The following is a 22,289-nucleotide window of genomic DNA, read 5'->3' on the forward strand; positions in this document are numbered from 1 at the left end:
CGACAGCATAAAGCGTCAGTCGAAGGTGATCTCGTCGTTGGTCACAACGCCGGTAGCGGTCTCGCCCGGCATGAAACGACCCGACAGGATCAATTGCGCCAGCGGGTTCTCGATCCAGCGTTGAATCGCGCGTTTCAACGGCCGTGCGCCATACACCGGGTCGTAACCGACGGCGATCAGCTTGTCCATCGCCTCCGGGCTCAGTTCCAGTTTCAGCTCACGCTCGGCCAGACGGCTGCGCAGACGCCCCAACTGGATCTCGGTAATACCCGCGATCTGATCCCGCGCCAGCGGCTCGAAGATCACTACTTCGTCGACCCGGTTGATGAATTCCGGGCGGAAGTGCGTGGTCAGTGCGTCCATTACCGCTGCACGTTGCGCCTCACGATCACCAACCAGCTCCTGAATCTGCACCGAACCGAGGTTCGAGGTCATGACGATCACGGTATTGCGGAAGTCCACTGTACGGCCGTGGCTGTCAGTCAGGCGACCATCCTCGAGCACTTGCAGCAGGATGTTGAACACATCCGGATGCGCCTTCTCGACTTCGTCCAGCAGGATCACCGAGTAAGGCTTGCGGCGTACCGCTTCGGTCAGGTAACCGCCCTCTTCGTAGCCGACGTATCCCGGTGGCGCACCGATCAAGCGAGCCACGGAATGTTTCTCCATGAACTCGGACATATCGATCCGCACCATCGCCTCTTCGGTATCAAAGAGGAATTCGGCCAGCGCCTTGCACAGCTCGGTTTTACCGACACCGGTCGGGCCGAGGAACATGAACGAGCCGCTCGGGCGATTCGGATCGGACAACCCGGCGCGCGAACGCCGCACCGCATTGGAAACGGCGACGACCGCTTCTTCCTGACCGATCACGCGCTTGTGCAACAGGCTTTCCATCTTCATCAGCTTGTCGCGCTCGCCTTCGAGCATTTTCGATACCGGAATGCCGGTCCACTTCGAAACGACTTCAGCGATTTCCTCTTCGGTCACCTTGCTGCGCAGCAACTGGTTTTCGCTTTTGCCGTGCTGATCGACCATTTGCAGGCTGCGCTCCAGATCCGGGATCACCCCGTACTGCAACTCGGCCATGCGGTTCAGGTCGCCTTTACGGCGGGCCGCTTCCAGTTCCTGACGCGACTGTTCGATCTTTTGCTGAATCTGTGCAGAACCCTGTACCTCGGCTTTTTCCGAGTTCCAGATTTCTTCCAGATCGGAGTACTCGCGCTCAAGCCGGACGATTTCCTCCTGGAGTTTTTCCAGACGTTTCATCGCCGCTTCGTCGCTTTCTTTCTTCAGCGCCTGGGATTCCACCTTCAACTGAATCAGACGTCGTTCCAGACGATCGAGTACTTCCGGCTTGGAGTCGATCTCCATGCGGATGCGGCTGGCGGCCTCGTCGATCAGGTCGATGGCCTTGTCCGGCAGCTGCCGATCAGTGATGTAGCGATGGCTGAGCTTGGCTGCCGCTATGATCGCGCCGTCGGTGATAGCCACCTTGTGGTGAACCTCGTAACGCTCTTTGAGGCCACGCAGGATCGCGATGGTGTCTTCTTCGCTCGGTTCTTCCACCAGCACTTTCTGGAAACGCCGTTCGAGGGCCGCGTCCTTCTCTATATATTGGCGGTACTCGTTGAGCGTGGTCGCGCCGACGCAGTGCAGCTCGCCGCGGGCCAGTGCCGGTTTGAGCATGTTGCCGGCATCCATCGAGCCTTCGCCTTTACCGGCGCCGACCATGGTGTGCAGCTCGTCGATGAACAGAATGATCTGCCCTTCCTGTTTCGACAGCTCGTTGAGCAGTGATTTCAGGCGCTCTTCGAACTCGCCGCGATACTTGGCACCGGCAATCAGCGCGCCCATATCGAGGGACAACAGACGCTTGCCCTTGAGGCCATCCGGCACTTCGCCGTTGATGATGCGCTGCGCCAGACCTTCGGCAATCGCGGTTTTACCCACGCCAGGCTCGCCGATCAGCACCGGGTTGTTCTTGGTGCGGCGCTGCAGAACCTGAATCGTGCGGCGGATTTCGTCGTCACGGCCGATTACCGGATCGAGTTTGCCTTCCTCGGCGCGCTTGGTCAGGTCGACAGTGTATTTATCCAACGCCTGACGCGACTCTTCGTGGTTGGCGTCATTCACCGCCTCGCCACCGCGCAGATTGTTGATGGCGTTTTCCAGAGCTTTCTTGCTCACGCCCTGGCCGAGCAGCAACTTGCCGAGCTTGCTGTTCTCATCCATCGCCGCCAGCAACACCAGCTCGCTGGAAATGAACTGGTCGCCCTTCTGCTGGGCCAGACGGTCAGCCTGGTTAAGCAGGCGCGCCAGATCCTGCGACATGTTCACATCGCCAGTCGGGTTCTGGATTTTCGGTAATTGGTCGAGCTCTTTGGTCAGCTCTTTGCGCAGGCTGTTGACGTCGAAGCCCACCTGCATCAGCAGGGGTTTGATCGAACCACCCTGCTGTTCGAGCATCGCCTGCATCAAATGTGCTGGCTCAATGCCCGGATGATCATGACCGACCGCCAAAGACTGGGCGTCGGACAAGGCTAACTGCAATTTACTGGTTAAACGGTCTATACGCATGGGTCACCTTCCTTTTGAGCAGGCCGGACCTAAGAAACCATCCTGAATAAAGAAACCTGCCAGATACCGCTATAGATGCGGTCGATTCTGCAAGATTCAAGCGTCGGAGAGTTGATGCAAGTCAGACAAGCTTAGCGGGTGAGCCAAACCAGAGAGGCAAATCGACCGGTGCGCGAAGCACGGCGATAGGAAAAGAAGCGCGGATCGCTGACGGTGCAGAAACCGCCGCCATAAACAGCAGTGACACCACGCACAGCTAAACGCAAACGCGCCAGCGTATAGATGTCGGCCATGAACTTGCCGGCGTTATGACTCGGGACAAAGGCCGTCGCCGCTTCAGGCAATTGATTGACGAAGACTTCCCGGACTTCCGCGCCGACTTCAAAGGCTTGCGGGCCGATCGCCGGACCGAGCCAGACGAGGATTTCTTCAGGAGCAACATCCAGGCTGTCGAGCGTGGCTTCCAGCACACCAGCCGCCAGACCGCGCCAACCGGCATGGGCTGCGGCAACGCGAGTGCCGGCACGGTTGCAGAACAATGCCGGCAGGCAATCCGCCGTCATCGCCGTGCAGGCAATGCCGGGCGTATCGGTCCAACTGGCGTCAGCGGTCGCGACCACACCCGGATCGGCATGGGCCACGGCAATTCCGTGGACCTGCTGCAACCAGGCAGGCTTGATCGAAAAGTGCTCAGTCAGGCGTCGACGGTTTTCAGCGACAGCTGCGGGGCTGTCCTCGACATGATCGCCAAGGTTGAGGCTGTCGAACGGCGCCAGACTGACGCCGCCCTCGCGGGTGGTGACACAGGCTTTGACGCTGGCCGGCGCGGGCCAGTCCGGCGTCAGCCACTTCATCCGATGAACGCCTCGCGATCCTGCTTGAGCAAGGTCAGCAGCCACACCAGGTCTTCTGGCAATGGCGATTCCCAGCTCATGCGCTTACCGGTCGTCGGATGATCCAGCTCCAGGAAGCGTGCGTGCAGTGCCTGGCGCGGGAATGCCTTCAGGGTTTCAACCATGTTCACGTTGGCCGCTGGCGGAATGCGGAAACGGCCGCCGTACGCCGGATCGCCAACCAACGGGAAGTTGATGTGCGCCATGTGTACGCGAATCTGGTGCGTACGACCGGTTTCCAGTTTGACCCGCACATGAGTGTGGGAACGGAAACGCTCCAGCACGCGGTAGTGGCTGACGGCAGGCTTGCCGCCTTCCATCACCGCCATGCGCTGGCGCTGCTGGCCGTGACGACCGATCGGGGCGTTGATCTTGCCACCGGCAGTGACCACGCCGATCACGATGCACTCGTAGATCCGGCTGACGCTGCGACTTTGCAACTGGGTGACCAGTTGGGTCTGCGCCTGAATGGTCTTGGCCACTACCATCAGACCGGTGGTGTCCTTGTCCAGACGATGCACGATACCGGCGCGCGGAACATTGATGATGTCCGGCACGTGGTGCAGCAAGGCGTTGAGCAAGGTGCCATCGGCGTGACCGGCAGCCGGGTGCACCACCAGGCCCGCAGGCTTGTTGATCACCAGAATGTCGTCATCTTCGTAAACGATGTCGAGTTCGATGTCTTGAGCGATCCATTCGCCCTGAGCTTCCTGCTCGGCAGTCAACTCAAGAATGGCGCCACCGTGAACGATGTCTCGCGGGCGGATAACCGCCCCATCCACAGTCAGGCGGCCGTCTTTGATCCAGGCGGAAAGGCGCGAGCGCGAGTGCTCAGCGAAGAGTTGGGCGGCGACTTGATCGAGGCGTTGGCCGCCCAAATCGGACGGCACCTCTGCGCGAAGTTCAATTTTATCGGACATGCTCTGACTGTGCGTCGGCACAGCTTTTGGTTTCGGCTGCGCGCTTGTGGTTAAATACGGCGTCTTTTGCCCCGAGGCTTTTCAACGGGGCGCTCATCATAACAGGACGGCCCCGCCCAAGACAGCGGCCGTCATAGGGACGCAAGCCGCCATGCAAGTGAAACACCTGCTGCTGATCGCCATCCTCGCATTGACCGCTGCTTGCTCATCGAAGGAAGTCGTAGACGAAAACCTGAGTGAAGCCGAGCTGTACCAGCAGGCTCAGCAGGACCTGGACAACAATAGCTACACCAGTGCCACAGCCAAGCTGAAGGCCCTGGAGTCGCGTTATCCGTTCGGTCGCTACGCTGACCAGGCACAACTCGAGCTGATCTACGCCAACTACAAGAACGCCGAGCCGGAAGCTGCCAAGTCCGCCGCCGAGCGCTTCATTCGTTTGCACCCACAGCATCCGAACGTGGATTACGCGTATTACCTCAAGGGTCTGACCTCGTTCGACCAGGACGTCGGCCTGTTGGCGCGTTTCCTGCCGCTGGACATGACCAAGCGTGACCCGGGCGCTGCCCGCGACTCCTACAACGAGTTCGCCCAGCTCACCAGCCGCTACCCGAACAGCCGCTACGCGCCGGACGCCAAGCAGCGCATGATTTATCTGCGCAACCTGCTGGCGGCCTACGAAATCCACGTGGCCGACTACTACCTGACCCGTCAGGCCTATGTAGCCGCTGCCAACCGTGGTCGTTATGTGGTTGAAAACTTCCAGGAAACCCCATCGGTCGGTGACGGCCTGGCGGTGATGACCGAGGCTTACCAGCGTCTGCACCTCGACGAACTGGCTGCCACCAGTCTGGAAACCCTTAAGCTCAACTACCCGAATCACCGCACCCTGCAAGACGGTCAGTTCGTGCCAACGGTCGCCGAAGCCGACAACCGTTCGTTCCTGAGCAAGGCGACTCTGGGCCTGATCGAATCGCGTCCACCGCTGCCGCCGGGCGAAACCCGCGCCAACCAGGACGTGCAGAAGCAGTACCAGGACGCGAAAGACGCGATTCCGAACGATCTCAAGCCTAAAGACGAGAACGGCGACGTGATCGAAGAGCCTGAGCCGGAATCGAGCGACACTGACCGCTCGATCTTCAGCTACATGACCTTTGGTCTGTTCGACTGATTACATCGGCGGTACGAAAAAGGGAGATCTGCGGATCTCCCTTTTTTATTGCCGCGATTTAATCCGCTGTGCGCCCGCCAAGACCTTGGCTAAACTGCCGATTCATCCGTCGAAAAGCCGCCCATCATGCTTCGTTTACTGTTCTGGATCGCCCTGATTGCCGCCGCGCTGTGGCTGTGGCGCAAATTCAAAGCGCCTGCCGCGTCCGCACAATCGCCGCGTGAGCAAGACGCCGCGCCCATGGTACGCTGCGCCCACTGCGGCGTGCACCTGCCGCGTGACCGCGCGCTGAACCTGCAACAACAGTGGTATTGCAGCCAGGCTCACCTTGAGCAAGGCCCGGGTGCCAGTGATCGCTGAGGCCGCCAACGCCGACAGCAAACAGGCTCAGCGACTGCTGCGCCTCTATCACCTTTACCGTTTAAGCATCGGCATCACGTTAGTGCTGCTGATTTCCAGCAACATGGACAACCGCCTGCTGACCTCCGCCAACGACGAGTTGCTGCGCAATGGCAGCTGGTTGTATCTGGTGCTGAATATTCTGCTGGTGGTGTTCCTCGAAAACATCCGCCGACCGACGCAGCTATTCGCCCTCGCACTGGTCGACGTGCTGTTGCTGTGCGGTTTGTTCTATGCCGCTGGCGGTGTGGCCAGCGCCATCGGCAATCTGCTGATTGTCTCGGTGGCGATCAGCAATACTTTGCTGCGGCGGCGCATCGGCCTGCTGATTGCGGCGATTGGCGCCATCGGCATTGTCGTCCTGAGCTTTCTGCTGAGTTTCAGCCATCCGCTGAGCGCCAACGATTATCTGCAAGCGGGCACGCTTGGCGCACTGTGTTTTGCCGCAGCGTTGCTGGTGCAGGGCTTGGTCCGCCGACTTGAAGTCAGTGAAACCCTGGCCGAGCAACGCGCCAGCGAAGTGGTCGGCCTTGAAGCACTCAACGCGCTGATCCTGCAACGCATGCGCACCGGGATTCTGGTGCTCGACGAGCAACGTCGGGTGCAACTGGCCAACCACAGTGCGAAAAGCCTGATCGGCCAGCCTCATCTAGAAGGCCTGTTGATCGACGATTACTCGACCGCGCTGGTCGAACGACTGCAACTGTGGCTGAACAATCCAAGCCTGCGCCCGCAAAGCCTGAAGATGGCTGGCAACGGTCTGGAGCTGCAACCGAACTTCATCGCGCTAAAACACAGCCCGAACCGGCAGACGCTGGTTTTCCTCGAAGATCTGGCGCAAATCGCCCAACAAGCGCAGCAATTGAAGCTCGCCGCACTTGGGCGACTGACCGCCGGTATCGCCCACGAAATCCGTAATCCGCTGGGCGCCATCAGTCACGCCGCGCAGTTGCTGCAGGAATCCGAGGAACTCGATGGCGCGGATCGGCGTCTGACGCAGATTATTCAAGACCACTCCCAGCGCATGAATCGAGTCATCGAAAACGTCCTGCAACTGTCCCGCCGCCAGCACAGCGCCCCGCAACGCCTTGATCTCAAGCCGTGGCTGGAGCAGTTCGTCGCTGAAAGTCGCGAGCAAGCCAGCGAACGCCAGCAGATTCATCTGCGCATCGATGCGGGAGACTTCGGCACGCTGATGGACCCCAACCAATTGACGCAAATTCTCGACAATCTGTTACGCAACGGCTGGCGCCACAGCGCCCTGTTGCACGATTCCGCCGAGGTCTGGCTGGCACTGTTCATCGACCCCGACAGCCAGCTGGCAGTGCTCGAAGTGCAGGACAACGGCCCCGGCGTGCCACCTGATCAGCAGGCCCATCTGTTCGAACCGTTTTTCACCACCAGTCATCAAGGCACCGGCCTTGGGCTTTATCTGTCCCGTGAGCTGTGCGAAAGCAATCAAGCGCGCCTAGACTTCAAACCACGCCAAGGCGGCGGCTGCTTTCGCATCACCTTTGCTCACGGACGGAAACAAAGTTGAATACGAGCTCACGGCAAAAAATTCTCATCGTTGATGACGAACCGGATATCCGCGAACTCCTGGAAATCACCCTGGGACGGATGAAACTCGATACTTTCAGCGCACGTAATCTCAGCGAGGCCCAGGCTTTATTGCATCGCGAGACTTTCGAGCTGTGCCTGACCGACATGCGCCTGCCGGACGGCACCGGCCTGGATCTGGTGCAGCACATCCAGCAACGTTATCCACAACTGCCGGTGGCGATGATCACCGCCTACGGCAGCCTGGAAACCGCGATCAACGCGCTGAAGGCCGGCGCCTTCGACTTCCTCACCAAACCTGTGGATCTGACGCGCCTGCGCGAACTGGTCAGCACTGCCCTGCGTATGCCGGCAGCCGGCGGTGTGTGCACGTCCATCGAGCGGCGATTGCTTGGCGATTCGCTGCCGATGCGCAACTTGCGCAAACAGATCGACAAACTCGCCCGCAGTCAGGCGCCGGTGTATATCAGCGGCGAATCCGGCAGCGGCAAGGAACTGGTCGCACGGCTGATTCACGAACAAGGGCCACGCACCAGCCAGCCGTTTGTGCCGGTGAACTGCGGGGCGATTCCCTCAGAATTGATGGAGAGCGAGTTCTTCGGCCACCGCAAAGGCAGTTTCACCGGCGCCATGGAGGACAAGCCAGGGCTGTTTCAGACAGCGCATGGCGGCACGTTGTTTCTCGATGAGGTGGCGGATTTGCCGCTGTCGATGCAGGTCAAATTGCTGCGGGCGATTCAGGAAAAAGCCGTACGCAGCGTCGGCGGCCAGCAGGAAAGCGTGGTCGATGTGCGCATTCTGTGCGCCACGCACAAGGATCTCGACGCCGAGGTTGCGGCCGAGCGCTTTCGTCAGGATCTGTATTACCGCTTGAATGTGATCGAACTGCGCGTGCCGTCCCTGCGCGAACGTCGCGATGACATCGAAACCCTCGCCAGCCACATGCTCAAACGCTTGGCCAATGGCAGCGGGCAACCCGCGGCGCGCCTGCATCCGCAAGCCTTGGAGGCGCTGAAGAATTACCGCTTCCCGGGCAATGTGCGTGAACTGGAGAACGTACTGGAGCGGGCGCACACCCTGTGTGAGCAGCGCACGATCGAGGCGCAGGATCTGCGTCTGAGCGAGGGCAATTGTGCGGCCGAGGGTGGTATTGCCGATCTGACGCAGATCGACAATCTCGAGGATTATCTGGAGAACGTCGAACGCAAACTGATTTTGCAGGCGCTGGAGGAAACGCGCTGGAATCGGACGGCGGCGGCGCAGCGGTTGAATCTGTCGTTTCGCTCGATGCGCTATCGACTGAAAAAACTCGGTCTGGATTGAGGGCCTCATCGCGGGCAAGCCCGCTCCCACAGGGATCTATGGCGTTATACAAATCCCTGTGGGAGCGGGCTTGCCCGCGATGGCGATCCAACAGATGCGTAGAAATTTGAAATTAAATACGGCCCTCAGGTGCATACGGCGCCGGATCAATGATCGGCTTGCGCCCAAGCATCACATCGGCAAACAACTGACACGACGCCGGCGCCAGCACCAGCCCATTGCGGTAATGCCCGCAGTTCAGCCATAAGCCATCGAACCCCGGTACCCGGCCAATGTACGGAATGCCTTCCGGCGACCCCGGACGCAACCCGGCCCAATGCCCCACCACTTCAGCCTCGGCCAGCGCCGGCAGCAACTCCACCGCCGACGCCTTCAGACTTTCCAGCGCCACATCGGTCGGGGTCTTGTCGAAGCCTTCATGCTCCAGCGTACTGCCGATCAGAATGTGCCCATCGCGGCGCGGGATCGCATAACGCCCCTTGGCCAGCACCATGCTCGGCAGAAAGTCCGCCGCACACTTGTAGAGAATCATCTGGCCCTTGACCGGTTCGACCGGCAACGTCAGCTCCAGCGTCTTGAGCAACTCGCCGCTCCAGGCACCGGCAGTCAGCACCACCTGATCCCCGGCAATCACGCCGTTGGACGTCTGCACGCCCACAACCTGATCGCCCTCACGAACGAATCCGCTGACTTCGCATTGCTCGTGAATCGTCACGTTGGGCAGCGCCAGCAAGGCCGCTTTCAACGATTTGACCAGACGCGGATTGCGCACGTTAGCCACGTCCGCCATGTAGATCGCCCGCGAGAATCCACTGCCAAGCACCGGCACCGCATCGTGCGCGGCCGAGATATCCACAGCCCGCAGCGGACGATTTTCCCGCGCTGCCCAGGCCAGCGCCTCGGCTTCGTCCTCCAGATCCAGCCAATACAGGCCAGTGACGTGTACTTCGGGATCGACCCCGGTCGCCGCAAGCAAACGCTCACCGAGTTGTGGATAAAAATCCTGCGACCAATGCGCCAGCGCGGTAACCGCCGGGCTGTAGCGCCAAGGATAGAGCGGCGAAACGATGCCGCCCCCGGCCCAGGACGACTCCTGACCGAGATTCGAACGATCCATCAGCACCACGCTGCGCACTTCGGAGGCGAGGTTGTATGCGGTGAGCAGGCCAATCACGCCGCCACCGACAATCACCACTTGCTGTTGCCTGGTCATGTTTGATCCAACCGTAAAAAAGACGTGGGCGCAAAAGGCGCCCGAAGAAAAACGGCTCAGCGACCCCAGCAATCTTTGGTGGTCAGCCCGGTTGTTGCGTTGTTCATGCTTCTGACGCCGGTGTTGGTCAGGGTGAAATCCCCGCACTTGTCGGTGGCCATCGCCGTGCCGGTCTTGCGCATTGCAGTCAGCAGGAAGGTCTGGTCAGTGATGGTCGGCGTGATGGTGTAGAAATCGTTGCCGGTGCTCAACCCGGTGATACCGGTGTAGATATTGTTCTTCGAGTAGAAGCGTTCGAGGATCTGCGATTGTTCCGAGAGCAGCGAGACCACTTCAGCGCGACGGCCCTTTTTCACGTATTCGGTCAAACTCGGTGCGGCAATGGTAATGACGATCCCGATGATCGCAATCACGATCATGATTTCGATCAGGGTGAATCCGCGGTTGGATCTGCGCATGCCTCAAGTCTCACTTACTGTATTTGTCGCCACATTATGCGGCGGCTGCCGCCGCCGCCCTTTTCCACCAGAGTGGTGATGTTGCCACTGGAGTCGGTGCCGATCTTGCCCCTCCCCGCGTTGACGATGGCGTTCAAGGTCGGGATGCCGCCGGTGAATATCACTCCGCTGGAGATCGTGTCGCTGCTGTTGACCACGCCATCAGCGTTGGTATCGAGCACCGCGTAGTTGAGCATCTTACCGCTGAACGCGTCGAGTTCGACCAGTTTGCCTGTCCCGAAACTCGCACAGGGGTCGGTGGTGTCGACACTTGCGGTAGTAAACACGATGCGCCCGAGGACGATGCTGGCCTGATTGATCACCCGCTCACCCGTGAGCACGTTGTTATACACCAGCGGCAGATACCAGCCCTTCTCCGCCGGATACGTCGTGTCATTCTGAGTGGTGGTGAGGAACTGCCCGGAACTACCGGAGAATGATCCGTTAATTGCCTGAGGCTGCAAGCTGCTGACCGTCAATTGCCCCGAACCACCGTCGGCATCCCACACCGAATAGAACGCCTGCAAATCCTTGTTGGTCTTGTCGGCGGTCTCGTTGAATTTACCGGTGCCGACGAAGACCTGTTTGCCGCCGAGGGCATTGTCCGCGAGCAATGGCTGTGCCGTGATCGGCTGCGTCGCCCCGCCCGCCGTGGTGAATAACGGCTTGCCGGAAAACGCCACGCCCCAGCTGTCACTCGATGTAGCGCTCAGATCAAACTTCCACAAGCGCCCTTTCACGTCGCCGCCATAGGCAGCCTGCACCACGTTCTGCGAATTGACCTTGAGCTTCACTGACGACAGGCCGTTGGTGGTTTCCGTGCTGTCGATCACGATCTTCCTGATCAGCGAACCATCGCGCACATCCAGTACATACAGCGCCGCAACCCCGGAGTTACTGCCGTACCCATTGGAAATAAATGCCGCCCAGCGACCATCGGCCAAGCGTGCCACTTCCGGGCGCGCGTAGGCATAACCCAGATCATTGAAAACGTTCGCCGTGCTGGCAGTGGCCGGCGCGCTGACTTCCCACAATGCCTTGATCACATTGCCCGCCGAGGCATCGAACAGCTGCAGCCCGTAGAAGGTCTTTCCGCCAGCGCCGGTACCGCCAATGGCCAGAGTTTTCCAGGCCGTGCCGAACTGCGCGTCGAACACTCCAAGCTGACCATCCACCAGAAACTTGTGGCTGACACCGTTGACGTAGTTGGTATCGGCGATCAGTCGTAACGACGGCAACACACTGGATGGCATGTACGCAAAACGTCGGGTGCCGTTCGCCGAGTTGATCACGCTGACAAAACCGTCGTTGGCATTCACCAGCAGATTGGCGTTCATGTTCGTCGCCTTGGTGGTCAGGTAGCTGCTGTAAGTCGTGTCCCCGGACAGATCAGATGCGGTTTTGTCAGTGGGCGAAGCCAGCACCAGTGGTGAATTGATGATGTCGCCGAGCAACACGCTGCGCACTTTGAGGCCGGCCTTGTTGACGCCTTTGCTCCACTCCACCAGATCAATGCCGCTGATGCCGGTGGGCAGGCCCTGACTGAGCGTGGTTTGCTGAGCCGCAGAAAAGTTACCGTAGGCCAGCGTTACCGCCGCGTTACTCAGGGTATTCCAGGATTGGTAAGTCGGTGCAGTGGCGGATGGCACGATGGTGGTGTCGGTCGTCCACTTCGCGGCAGACGTATTTACCGCACCGGCCGATGTGAAACCGAAAGACTTGATAGTGCCGCGCCAATCCTTCGGGTCGTAGGTGGTTTGAAAAAAACTGCTGCTACTGGTCAGCGTGGTGCCGCTGGTCACGCCCGCACCGCCGGAGCCAGCCTTGGAGGTGATGTCGCTCAACGCCGAAGAGAGTGCGTTATTCAGGCCCGTACTGTCCGTCGCTTGGTAATACTTGCCTTGTCCGTAATCGGCGGCGTCCGAAAGCATGTCGTTGGAGGCGGTGAAGCCAACGGTGTAGGTGTTCATGTTCTGCCTTGGAAAATCCACCGCATTCCAGCTCTTGCCGGCTGCGTCGGTACCGGTTGAACGCATGTCGATATCGAAGGCGAATTTGGCGATGTCGTCCAGATACAGAGTGTCGCCCTCACCATCCCCACTGAGGTTGTCGCCGTCATTATTGACGCCGTCCCAGTTCGGCAAGCGCGTGCCGCCCAAAGGATCATTAGTGGGAAATGTCCGGTCAAAGGTCGGCAATCCGTCGGTGATGACCACACCATAGTTTTTTTGGCAGCGGTACTGGATCGGGCTGGTGTAAGACGCCGGCGTGCTGTTGTAGTACGGCGCCATCCCGCGCATGTAACGGGTGACTTCGTAATAGGCTTCCGCCAGCGGCGTGTTGGCCACGCCGCTCAGGCCGTTGATCGACGAGATCAGCGCGTTGTAGTTGCTGTCGGCCTGGGCTTGCGTGACGTTGCCACTGACCGGCGCCAGATCGCTGATCGCCCGGGCGATAAATCCACCGTTGCCCGAGTTATTGCTGGTGGCAGGGTTGAAAGTCGCCAGCCCCATGCGCAGCGTGCGGTTGCTGGTGACCAATGCGCTGGAGACATTGCGCGCGACGTTGATCCGGTAGTCGTTGGGAATCGCACCGGAGGTGAAATCGCGGGTACCGTTGCTGATGGCCAGTCCGACCAGATATGAGATGTAATCGGCCGAATAACGGGTGTCCTCGCCACCCACCGGGTCCGGTAACTTCAGGCACAACGGTGCGACGCTGTTGTTGTAAAAAGCGTACGCCCCGCCGGAGCAGCCAGAGGTCGGCAAACTCGACAAGAACACGGTATCGCCGGTAATCGCCGGGGCATTCAGCGCCGAGCACAACCCGAGGAATGCATTGCATTGCCGAGCCGGCGTGCGATTGATGGTCGGGTCAAATCCTGCGGCATAAATGATGCTGTTCATGCTCCCGGAGTCGTCGATCAGCAACATGACGTTCGGCGGCACTGCCGCTGCACTCAACAGCGGCGACTCGGACGGTGTGAAGGCGTACGCCGGGGCAGACAGGTAAAGGCTGAGCAGCATGCCGACCAGCCGCGAACGCCAGATCGAACCGCGCTCAATACTTCGCATAGACACTCTCCACCACGCTGCGCGAACTGCCGGCCAGGCCGACCGCGGTGACCCGGTACAACGTCGCCGAGGTGTTGCTCGGAACGTTGACCGCCGTCAGGGTGATGCCGATATTTTGCACGCCGTAAAAGCCGCTGCCAGCAGCGATCCAGGTCACCCCAGAAGTTGAGTTGAGCCCCGCTGCCGCGACCACCGACGACTCTGCCGGCGGTGCGCATTGCGTGGTGCTGGCGCAAACCGGCAGCGTGTAGGTGTCGAGTTGCACCGCGCTTTCACCAATACGCAACGCCGCTTCTGCAGTCTGGAACGACTGATTGCGCAGACTCACGCTGCCAGCCATTTTTTCCTGGAGGTTGGCACTTTGCATCGATGACAGGCCGATCAGCGTCAGCACCAGCAGAAACACCAGGCTGATCAACAAGACCATGCCGCGCTGAGCCTGACGCTGATGGAGGGTAATTCTCATCGTCCGCCCCTCACTGCAAGCGGTTGCGCAAAGCGGCAACCACGTTGAAGGTTTGATTGCGTACCCGACTGTTCGGGTCAGTGAGGGTCAGGCTCAGGCGCACACTGCGGATGCGCGCTGGATCGCCAGGGTTTGCGCTGTAGGTTGAGGCTGCAACATCCGTGGCTGAGCTGGCCAAACCAAACATGACAGTGAACGCACTGACGTTATTAACCAACACCTGCTGAGCGGGCGTGCCACTACCGGTGCCCATGAGTATCTGGTTGTTGCTGAAACTGTAAATCAGCCGGCGGATCGGAAAGGCAATTTGCCCGCTCGCCGCGGCCCGCAGCCCGGTGTAGGCCGTTGAGCTGTTGCGACAGTCGGAAACTACAGTCCATGTCGGCGTGCCACCGCTGCTGCCCACATCGGCAGTGACCAGGGTCAATTTGAGGTTGGCGTTGTCCCAACTGATCGGTGCGAGCTGAGCCGCATAGAAATCCCCCGTCGAGCTCGAATCGGTGATGGTGCCCAGGCAACCAAACATCCCGACCATGCGAATTTCCTGAATCATCTTGCTCAGCACGAACCGCGCGTCTTCCTGCATCGCGGCAGCGCTGTTCTGGCTGATATAGGTGTTTTTCGCCGCGATGAAAATCTGCACCACGCCCAGCACCACGATCAGCCCCAGCGCCAGAGTGATCAGCAATTCGATCAGACCAAACCCACGTTGATTGCGCTTCATGGCGTGGCCACCGGATCGACGGTGGCTCGGCTGGTCAGCACGAAACTGCGCCGCGCGCTGGCGGTATTGGCGGCGCGGGCGTCATCCCAGGTGATGGTGATGGTGTAAACCCGTTGGTTGAGGGTGATGCTGCCAGTGGCGGTGGGGCCGCCGAAGGCGATGATGTTGGTGCTGAAATCGTAGAGATCCTGATCCCGCGCAACGCTCAGATTGCCGGCAGTCGGCGGTGTGCCGGTGTAGTCGGCGCCGGAGTTGGCGCGGATGCGGTCCATCATGTCGTAGGCGATGAAACTCGCCTGGCTGGTCATACGCGAGCTGTCGGTGTACTTCAGCGCGTTCAACTGCACGGCCGCCGCGCCCAGCATCCCGACCGTCAGAATCAGCAACGCGACCAACACTTCAATCAGCGTCATGCCCTCCTGTGCGCTTTTGCTCCCTGCCCTCATCCGCAACTTCCACCCAATTGAATTCGTCCGTTCAGACACACGTTCAGCGTCCTGCTTTGCGTGCCCAGGGTATAGCTGATGACCACCGCCGTAGACGGGGCCGCCAGACCGCCGAGATTGTTGAAATCCAGCGCGGTCACTCCAGAGGGTAGCGTCAGAGTCGCGCCGCTGCTCATCGCTGGAACAACCCGCAATACATTGGCCGGAGTGCCAGTACTGTCGTAGACCGCCAATTCGCCGGTCCAGACGCTGCCGCCGGCGCTCGGCCGCAAGCGCGTAGTCACACCCCGGTTAATGGCCTCCATACGAGCGTAGTTGAGCGCTCGTTGCAGGTCGCCGACTTCGGTGTCGGCCTTGCTGCCCTGGATTGAACGCGTAAAGGACGGCACCGCAATCGTGATCATGATCAGGAACACCGCGACCGCCACCATCAGCTCGATCAGCGTGAAACCTTTTGTACGATGATCCATCGATGCCCTCCGTAGCCTTCGGCTATACCTGCTTCTACACGCTAGAACATTCGACCGGTGCGTGCCGGTTGATTTGCCACGACTGACGCACGGATTGCCTCGGTCAACCGACCCCATGGAGGGAAGACGCATGCCGCAAACAGGTTTCACGCTGGTCGAACTGCTTATGGGACTGGCGATTGGCGCAATTGTTCTGTCGCTGGTCAGTCCGGCGTTTGCTGCCTTTACCGAATCGAACCGTCGCGAACAAGCGGCGCAGTCACTGCTTGATGGCATTCGCAACGCACGGACGATGGCCATCACGCGCAATCAGAGCGTGGTGATTCATGGCATCAACGGCGATTGGAGTCAGGGCTGGCGGATCATTCTGGATATCAGCGGCAAGGGGCCGCAGGACAATGCCAATCCGCTGCTGATCGAACACGCCAGTGACGGGCGGATTCCGATTGCCGGTAATTGGTCGGTCAGTCGCTACATAAGGTTCAGCAGTCTGGGACAACCGCTGATGCCCGGTCGGGCATTTCAGGCAGGCACATTACATATCTGCTCGGCACGCGAGCCGGTCAGCCAGCTGCAATTGGTGCTGGCGGCGACCGGTCGCGTACGCCTGGCCAGCGAAAAAGCTGAACAGGCGCTGTGTACCAAGGCGCAGAGTGTTAAAGCAATGAACGCACGCGCAGCTCTTTAGGCATGGAGAAGGTGATGTTCTCTTCACGCCCGGCCAGTTCATCGGCGCCGGTCGCGCCCCAGGCCTGCAATTGCTGAATCACGCCGCGCACCAATACTTCCGGCGCGGAGGCACCAGCCGTGATGCCGATGCGCTGGACACCATCGAACCAGCTTTTTTGCAGGTCTTCGGCGCCGTCGATCAGGTACGCCGGAGTGGCCATACGCTCGGCCAGCTCGCGCAGACGGTTGGAGTTGGAGCTGTTCGGGCTGCCGACCACCAACACCACGTCGCATTCATCGGCCAATTGCTTGACTGCATCCTGACGGTTTTGCGTGGCGTAGCAGATGTCGTCCTTGCGCGGGCCGCCGATGGCCGGGAAGCGCGTACGCAGGGCATCGATGACGCGACTGGTGTCGTCCATCGACAGCGTGGTCTGGGTAACGAAGGCGAGTTTTTCCGGGTCGTGCACTTGCAGCTCGGCAACGTCTTTTTCGTCTTCGACCAGGTAGATCGCGCCACCATTGCCGGCGTCGTACTGACCCATGGTGCCTTCGACTTCCGGGTGACCGGCGTGGCCAATCAGGATGCATTCACGGCCGTCGCGGCTGTATTTCGCGACTTCGATGTGCACCTTGGTAACCAGCGGGCAAGTGGCATCGAACACTTTCAAACCACGGCCGGCGGCTTCGCTACGCACCGCTTGCGATACGCCGTGAGCACTGAAGATCACGATGACGTCGTCCGGCACCTGATCCAGCTCTTCGACGAAGATCGCGCCACGACTGCGCAGGTCTTCAACCACGAACTTGTTGTGCACCACTTCGTGACGCACATAGATCGGCGGCCCGAAGACTTCCAGGGCGCGGTTGACGATTTCGATCGCCCGGTCCACACCGGCGCAGAAGCCACGGGGATTGGCGAGTTTGATTTGCATGCTGTGCCTCGTGTCTTGCGCGCGAAAAATTGGATCATCAGCAATCACTGTGGGAACAAGCAAGCCTGCTCCCACAGTGGTTGTGCTGTGCTACTTAGAGCGCTTTGACGGAGAAAATTTCCACGTCAAAGATCAGCGTCTTGCCGGCCAGCGGGTGGTTGAAGTCGATGGTCACTTGCGCGTCATCGAATTCTTTCACCACGCCCGGCAGTTCAGTATTGGCCGCATCGTTGAAGATCACCAGCAAACCGGGCGACAGTTCCATGTCGGCAAACTGCGAACGCGGAATGATCTGCACATTTTGCGGGTTCGGCTGGCCGAACGCGTTTTCCGGCTCGACGGTCAGGGTGCGCTTGTCGCCCGCCTTGAAGCCGAACAACGCGGCTTCAAAACCCGGCAGCAGGTTGCCGTCACCGACCTTGAAGGTTGCCGGGGCCTTGTCGAACGTACTGTCGACGGTGTCGCCGTTCTCCAGGCGCAATGCAAAGTGCAAGGTGACTTCCGTGTTCTGGCCGATGCGTTGCTCAGCCAATACCTGATCAGTCATGAGCGGCTTCTCCGGTTTTTTTACTTTTGAACATGTCCAGTGCCAGCATCACTGCGCCTACGCTGATTGCGCTGTCGGCGATGTTGAAGGCCGGGAAGTACCAGCGGTTCTGCCAGTGCACCAGAATGAAATCGATCACATGGCCCAAGGCAATCCGGTCATACAGATTGCCCAGCGCACCGCCCAGCACCAGCGCCAAAGCGACGGCCAGCCAGGTTTCGTTTCGGCCCAGACGCTTGAGCCAGACCACCAGCACCGCACTGACCACAATGGCGATCAGGGCGAACAGCCAGCGCTGCCAGCCGGAGCTGTCAGCCAGGAAGCTGAACGCAGCGCCGGTGTTGTAGGCCAGGGTCCAGCTGAAGTAATCGGGAATGATCACGATCTGCTGGAACATTTCGAGCTTGTTTTCGAAGTAGAACTTGCTGGCCTGGTCGATGACCAGTACCAGCAAACTCAACCAGAGCCAGCTCAACCGTCCGAAACGGCCAATGGCATTAGGCATAGTGACGAACCTCGCCCGCGCCGCTGATGTTGTCTACGCAGCGACCGCAGATTTCCGGGTGCTCCGGGTTCACGCCGACGTCTTCACGGCAGTGCCAGCAACGGGCGCACTTCGGGAAGGCCGATTTGACGATCTGCAGCTTCAAGCCGCTGACTTCGGTGACCACGGAATCGGCCGGCGCCTGCACGAATGGTGCAACGCTGGCGGTGGAGGTGATCAACACGAAGCGCAATTCGTTGCTCAGCTTGGCCAGGTCGGCGCTCAGCGCCTCTTCGGCAAACAGCGTCACTTCGGCTTGCAGGTTGCCACCGACGGCTTTGGCCGCGCGCTGGATTTCCATTTCCTTGTTGACCGCGACCTTGACGGCCATGATCCGCTCCCAGTAATCGCGGCCCAGTTCGAAGTTGGCCGGCAGTTCGGTCAGACCTTCGTACCAGGTGTTGAGCATCACCGATTCGTTGCGCTCGCCCGGCAGGTATTCCCACAGTTCGTCGGCGGTGAAAGCGAGGATCGGCGCGATCCAGCGCACCAGCGCTTCGGAGATGTGATACAGCGCGGTTTGCGCCGAACGGCGGGCCTTGCTGTTGGCGCCAGTGGTGTACTGACGGTCCTTGATGATGTCGAGGTAGAAACCACCCAGCTCCTGCACGCAGAAGTTGTGGATCTTCGAGTAGACGTTCCAGAAACGGTACTCGCCGTAGTTCTCTTGCAGTTCGCGTTGCAGCAGCAAGGTGCGATCCACCGCCCAACGATCCAGCGCGAGCATTTCTTCGGCCGGCAGGATGTCGGTGGCCGGATTGAAACCGGTCAGGTTGGAAAGCATGAAGCGCGCGGTGTTACGGATCCGCCGGTAGGCATCGGCACTGCGAGCCAGGATCTGCTCGGACACCGCGATTTCGCCGGAGTAGTCAGTCGATGCAACCCACAGACGCATGATGTCGGCGCCGAGGGTGTCGTTGACTTTCTGCGGCGCGATCACGTTGCCCAGGGATTTGGACATCTTGCGGCCGGACTCATCGACGGTGAAGCCGTGGGTCAACAGTTCGCGGTACGGCGCGTGGTTGTCGATGGCGCAACCGGTCAGCAAGGACGAGTGGAACCAGCCACGATGTTGGTCCGAACCTTCCAGGTACAGGTCGGCGCGTGGACCGGTTTCGTGGCCCATCGGATGCGAACCGCGCAGCACGTGCCAGTGCGTGGTACCCGAGTCGAACCAGACGTCGAGGGTGTCGCTGATCTTGTCGTACAGCGGCGCTTCATCGCCCAGCAGTTCGGCGGCGTCCATCTTGAACCAGGCTTCGATGCCTTCGACTTCAACGCGCTTGGCCACTTCTTCCATCAGCTCGACGGTACGTGGGTGCAGCTCGCCGCTTTCCTTGTTCAGGAAGAACGGGATCGGCACGCCCCAGTTGCGCTGACGCGAGATGCACCAGTCCGGACGGTTGGCGATCATCGAGTGCAGACGCGCCTGGCCCCAGGCCGGAACGAACTTGGTTTCTTCGATGGCTTTGAGCGAGCGGATACGGAGGGTGTCGCCGCTGACTGGCTCTTTGTCCATGCCGATGAACCACTGCGCGGTGGCGCGGTAGATCAGCGGAGTCTTGTGGCGCCAGCAGTGCATGTAGCTGTGTTCGATGACGGTGGTGTGCAACAGCGCACCGACTTCGGTCAGTTTGTCGACGATGGCCGGGTTGGCTTTCCAGATGAACTGGCCGCCGAAGAACTCCAGCGTCGGTACATAAACGCCGTTGCTCTGCACTGGATTGAGGATGTCGTCGTTGACCATGCCGTATTTCTTGCAGGTCACGAAGTCGTCCACGCCATAGGCCGGAGCGGAGTGAACCACGCCAGTGCCGGCGCCCAGTTCCACGTAGTCAGCCAGGTACACCGGCGACAGACGGTCGTAGAACGGATGACGGAAGTTGATCAGCTCCAGCGCTTTACCGGTGGTGGTCGCGATGACCGAACCTTCCAGGCTATAACGAACGAGGCAGGATTCGACCAGCTCTTCAGCCAGCACCAGCAGCTTGTCGCCGACATCAACCAATGCGTAGTTGAATTCCGGGTGAACGTTCAGCGCCTGGTTGGCCGGGATGGTCCACGGAGTGGTGGTCCAGATCACGATCGAAGCCGGTTTGCTCAGCGCTGGCAGACCGAATGCGCTGGCCAGTTTGGCCTCGTCGGCAATCGGGAACGCCACGTCGATGGTCGACGACTTCTTGTTTTCGTATTCGACTTCGGCTTCGGCCAGCGCCGAGCCGCAATCGAAGCACCAGTTCACAGGCTTCAGACCTTTGAACACGAAACCGCCCTTGACGATTTCGGCTAGGGCGCGGATTTCACCGGCCTCGTTGGTAAAATTCATGGTTTTGTACGGGTTGGCGAAGTCGCCGATCACGCCGAGACGGATGAATTCGGACTTCTGCCCTTCGATCTGCTCGGTGGCGTAGGCACGGCACAGTTCACGGGTCTTGTCCGCGCCCAGGTTCTTGCCGTGAGTCACTTCAACCTTGTGCTCGATCGGCAGGCCGTGGCAGTCCCAACCTGGAACGTACGGCGCGTCGAAACCCGAAAGGGTTTTCGAGCGGATGATCATGTCCTTGAGAATCTTGTTCAGAGCGTGACCGATGTGGATCGTGCCGTTGGCGTACGGAGGGCCGTCGTGCAGGACGAACTTCGGACGATCCTTGCCAATCTCGCGCAACTTTCCGTACAGGCCAATACTGTCCCAGCGCTGCAGGATCTGCGGTTCGCGCTGTGGCAGGCCGGCCTTCATTGGGAAGGCGGTGTCCGGAAGGTTTAACGTGGCTTTATAGTCGGTCATTTAAGGCTCTTCATTAGCGGTGGGCGCTAGGTGCGGCTAGTGCACGGGCGGCGGCGACATCCGCGTTGATCGCCGTTTTCAGCGCCTCCAGGGAGGCGAAACGCTGCTCTTCACGCAGCTTTTGGTGGAAAACCACCGTCAAACGCCGGTCATACAGATCGCCGGCAAAATCTAAAAGATGCACTTCAAGGTGGGCCTTGCCATCACCTTGCACCGTGGGCCGTACGCCGATATTGGCGACGCCGGGCCAGGTCTTGCCGTCGATGTCGACGTCGACCAGGTAAACCCCGGTGAACGGCACGCGACGACGTTTCAGTTGAACATTGGCAGTGGGCGTGCCCAGTTGCCGAGCGAGCTTCTGCCCGTGCAGCACGCGACCGGCGATGCGGTACGGGCGGCCGAGCAGGCTTTCAGCCAGCGCAAAATCGGCGGCGGCCAACGCATTGCGCACCTGGGTGCTGCTGACACGAATGCCATCCAGCTCGACGGTTTGCGCCGCTTCGACGGTAAAGCCCCGAACCTGCCCAGCCTGCAACAGGAAATCGAAATCGCCGAGGCGGTCGCAACCGAAGCGGAAGTCGTCACCGACCTCAAGATGTTGCACGCCGAGGCCGTCCACCAGAATCGTGTCGACGAATTCACTGGCGCTGAGCTTGCTCAAACGCTGGTTGAAGGCCAGGCACAACACCCGGTCAACGCCTTCAGCGGCGAGCAACTGCAGCTTGTCGCGCAATCGGGCCAGACGCGCAGGCGCGGTGTCCGGAGCAAAGAATTCCCGTGGCTGCGGCTCGAAAATCACCACGCAGCTGGGTACGCCCAACTCGAGCGCACGCTCACGCAGTCGGGCCAGGATTGCCTGGTGACCACGGTGAACACCGTCAAAGTTGCCAATAGTGGCGACGCAGCCCCGATGCTGGGGGCGCAAGTTGTGGAGGCCTCGAACCAGCTGCATAACGCGCTTCTTGCTCATAAAGTGGCCGATTATAACCACACCCGGCGGCAGACGACAGGCAACACCGTAACCCAAAGTGATCGAGCCGACAAAACTGCCGGCCCGAGCGTCCCGAAGCGGGCCG

The 22,289-nt window shown here is 60.0% G+C and carries 20 protein-coding genes; 5 read left to right on the top strand and 15 right to left on the bottom strand.

The features are described from left to right. Positions 1 to 15: 15 nt before the first annotated feature. The 3 genes from clpB to rluD all read right to left on the bottom strand — a co-directional run bounded on the left by clpB (position 16) and on the right by rluD (position 4,393). Complete coding sequence (clpB, locus tag ACP7EE_RS13835) at positions 16 to 2,580, bottom strand: ATP-dependent chaperone ClpB (RefSeq protein ID WP_426234922.1); 2,565 nt, start codon at positions 2,578 to 2,580, stop codon at positions 16 to 18. A gap of 131 nt (positions 2,581 to 2,711) precedes the next feature. Further along, a complete protein-coding gene (gene pgeF / locus ACP7EE_RS13840; RefSeq protein ID WP_426234923.1) occupies positions 2,712 to 3,434 on the bottom strand; it encodes a peptidoglycan editing factor PgeF in 723 nt (240 codons plus the stop codon). Continuing rightward, the gene (rluD, locus tag ACP7EE_RS13845; RefSeq protein WP_420648429.1) at positions 3,431 to 4,393 is read right to left on the bottom strand and encodes a 23S rRNA pseudouridine(1911/1915/1917) synthase RluD; all 963 of its coding nucleotides are present in this window, start codon (positions 4,391 to 4,393) and stop codon (positions 3,431 to 3,433) included. The genes pgeF and rluD overlap by 4 nt, the downstream gene beginning before the upstream one ends. A 151-nt stretch (positions 4,394 to 4,544) precedes the next feature. On the opposite strand from rluD, the gene ACP7EE_RS13850 reads away from it, so the two are divergent. The 4 genes from ACP7EE_RS13850 to ACP7EE_RS13865 all read left to right on the top strand — a co-directional run bounded on the left by ACP7EE_RS13850 (position 4,545) and on the right by ACP7EE_RS13865 (position 8,843). Continuing rightward, positions 4,545 to 5,561 carry an outer membrane protein assembly factor BamD gene (locus ACP7EE_RS13850; protein ID WP_420648430.1) on the top strand — a complete coding sequence of 339 codons (1,017 nt, stop codon included), beginning with the start codon at positions 4,545 to 4,547 and terminating at the stop codon, positions 5,559 to 5,561. A 126-nt stretch (positions 5,562 to 5,687) separates the two neighbouring features. Beyond that, the gene (locus ACP7EE_RS13855; RefSeq protein WP_420648431.1) at positions 5,688 to 5,921 is read left to right on the top strand and encodes a PP0621 family protein; all 234 of its coding nucleotides are present in this window, start codon (positions 5,688 to 5,690) and stop codon (positions 5,919 to 5,921) included. Then, a complete protein-coding gene (locus tag ACP7EE_RS13860; RefSeq protein ID WP_426235044.1) occupies positions 5,911 to 7,500 on the top strand; it encodes a sensor histidine kinase in 1,590 nt (529 codons plus the stop codon). Before ACP7EE_RS13855 ends, ACP7EE_RS13860 begins: the two co-directional genes overlap by 11 nt. Next, positions 7,497 to 8,843: a sigma-54-dependent transcriptional regulator gene (locus ACP7EE_RS13865; protein ID WP_426234924.1), complete on the top strand. Its 1,347-nt coding sequence runs from the start codon at positions 7,497 to 7,499 to the stop codon at positions 8,841 to 8,843. Before ACP7EE_RS13860 ends, ACP7EE_RS13865 begins: the two co-directional genes overlap by 4 nt. 112 nt (positions 8,844 to 8,955) lie before the next feature. Here ACP7EE_RS13865 and thiO read toward each other — a convergent pair whose 3' ends face one another. Genes thiO through ACP7EE_RS13900 form a run of 7 tightly spaced genes read right to left on the bottom strand, consistent with a single transcriptional unit; the run spans position 8,956 to position 15,733 of the window. Continuing rightward, positions 8,956 to 10,056, bottom strand: coding sequence for a glycine oxidase ThiO (thiO, locus tag ACP7EE_RS13870; protein ID WP_426234925.1), 1,101 nt, complete (start codon positions 10,054 to 10,056; stop codon positions 8,956 to 8,958). Between the two features lie 56 nt (positions 10,057 to 10,112). Further along, positions 10,113 to 10,514, bottom strand: coding sequence for a type IV pilin protein (locus ACP7EE_RS13875; protein WP_420648434.1), 402 nt, complete (start codon positions 10,512 to 10,514; stop codon positions 10,113 to 10,115). 14 nt (positions 10,515 to 10,528) lie between these two features. Next, positions 10,529 to 13,627: a pilus assembly protein gene (locus ACP7EE_RS13880; protein WP_426234926.1), complete on the bottom strand. Its 3,099-nt coding sequence runs from the start codon at positions 13,625 to 13,627 to the stop codon at positions 10,529 to 10,531. Next, positions 13,614 to 14,093, bottom strand: coding sequence for a pilus assembly PilX family protein (locus ACP7EE_RS13885; RefSeq protein WP_426234927.1), 480 nt, complete (start codon positions 14,091 to 14,093; stop codon positions 13,614 to 13,616). Before ACP7EE_RS13885 ends, ACP7EE_RS13880 begins: the two co-directional genes overlap by 14 nt. Before the next feature lie 10 nt (positions 14,094 to 14,103). Next, positions 14,104 to 14,817: a PilW family protein gene (locus ACP7EE_RS13890; protein WP_426234928.1), complete on the bottom strand. Its 714-nt coding sequence runs from the start codon at positions 14,815 to 14,817 to the stop codon at positions 14,104 to 14,106. Next, positions 14,814 to 15,263: a type IV pilus modification protein PilV gene (gene pilV / locus ACP7EE_RS13895; protein WP_426234929.1), complete on the bottom strand. Its 450-nt coding sequence runs from the start codon at positions 15,261 to 15,263 to the stop codon at positions 14,814 to 14,816. The genes ACP7EE_RS13890 and pilV overlap by 4 nt, the downstream gene beginning before the upstream one ends. Further along, positions 15,260 to 15,733 (bottom strand): GspH/FimT family pseudopilin, encoded by a 474-nt coding sequence (locus ACP7EE_RS13900; protein ID WP_426234930.1) that lies wholly within the window; start codon positions 15,731 to 15,733, stop codon positions 15,260 to 15,262. Before ACP7EE_RS13900 ends, pilV begins: the two co-directional genes overlap by 4 nt. A gap of 130 nt (positions 15,734 to 15,863) precedes the next feature. Here ACP7EE_RS13900 and ACP7EE_RS13905 point away from each other — a divergent pair, with 130 nt between their 5' ends. Continuing rightward, complete coding sequence (locus ACP7EE_RS13905) at positions 15,864 to 16,421, top strand: GspH/FimT family pseudopilin (RefSeq protein WP_426234931.1); 558 nt, start codon at positions 15,864 to 15,866, stop codon at positions 16,419 to 16,421. On the opposite strand, the gene ispH is transcribed toward ACP7EE_RS13905, so the two are convergent. From ispH to ribF, 5 genes are all read right to left on the bottom strand, one after another. After that, positions 16,390 to 17,337: a 4-hydroxy-3-methylbut-2-enyl diphosphate reductase gene (gene ispH / locus ACP7EE_RS13910; RefSeq protein ID WP_426234932.1), complete on the bottom strand. Its 948-nt coding sequence runs from the start codon at positions 17,335 to 17,337 to the stop codon at positions 16,390 to 16,392. The two genes, ACP7EE_RS13905 and ispH, sit on opposite strands and share 32 nt — an antisense overlap. Before the next feature lie 94 nt (positions 17,338 to 17,431). Continuing rightward, positions 17,432 to 17,869 carry an FKBP-type peptidyl-prolyl cis-trans isomerase gene (gene fkpB, locus ACP7EE_RS13915; protein ID WP_191627789.1) on the bottom strand — a complete coding sequence of 146 codons (438 nt, stop codon included), beginning with the start codon at positions 17,867 to 17,869 and terminating at the stop codon, positions 17,432 to 17,434. A gap of 7 nt (positions 17,870 to 17,876) precedes the next feature. Further along, positions 17,877 to 18,389 carry a signal peptidase II gene (lspA, locus tag ACP7EE_RS13920; protein WP_426234933.1) on the bottom strand — a complete coding sequence of 171 codons (513 nt, stop codon included), beginning with the start codon at positions 18,387 to 18,389 and terminating at the stop codon, positions 17,877 to 17,879. Continuing rightward, a complete protein-coding gene (ileS, locus tag ACP7EE_RS13925; protein WP_426234934.1) occupies positions 18,382 to 21,213 on the bottom strand; it encodes an isoleucine--tRNA ligase in 2,832 nt (943 codons plus the stop codon). The genes lspA and ileS overlap by 8 nt, the downstream gene beginning before the upstream one ends. A gap of 13 nt (positions 21,214 to 21,226) precedes the next feature. Then, positions 21,227 to 22,165: a bifunctional riboflavin kinase/FAD synthetase gene (gene ribF / locus ACP7EE_RS13930; protein ID WP_420648444.1), complete on the bottom strand. Its 939-nt coding sequence runs from the start codon at positions 22,163 to 22,165 to the stop codon at positions 21,227 to 21,229. Positions 22,166 to 22,289: the final 124 nt, after the last annotated feature.

It is taken from the genome of Pseudomonas sp. TWP3-2 (assembly GCF_049897765.1).
GTDB lineage: Bacteria > Pseudomonadota > Gammaproteobacteria > Pseudomonadales > Pseudomonadaceae > Aquipseudomonas.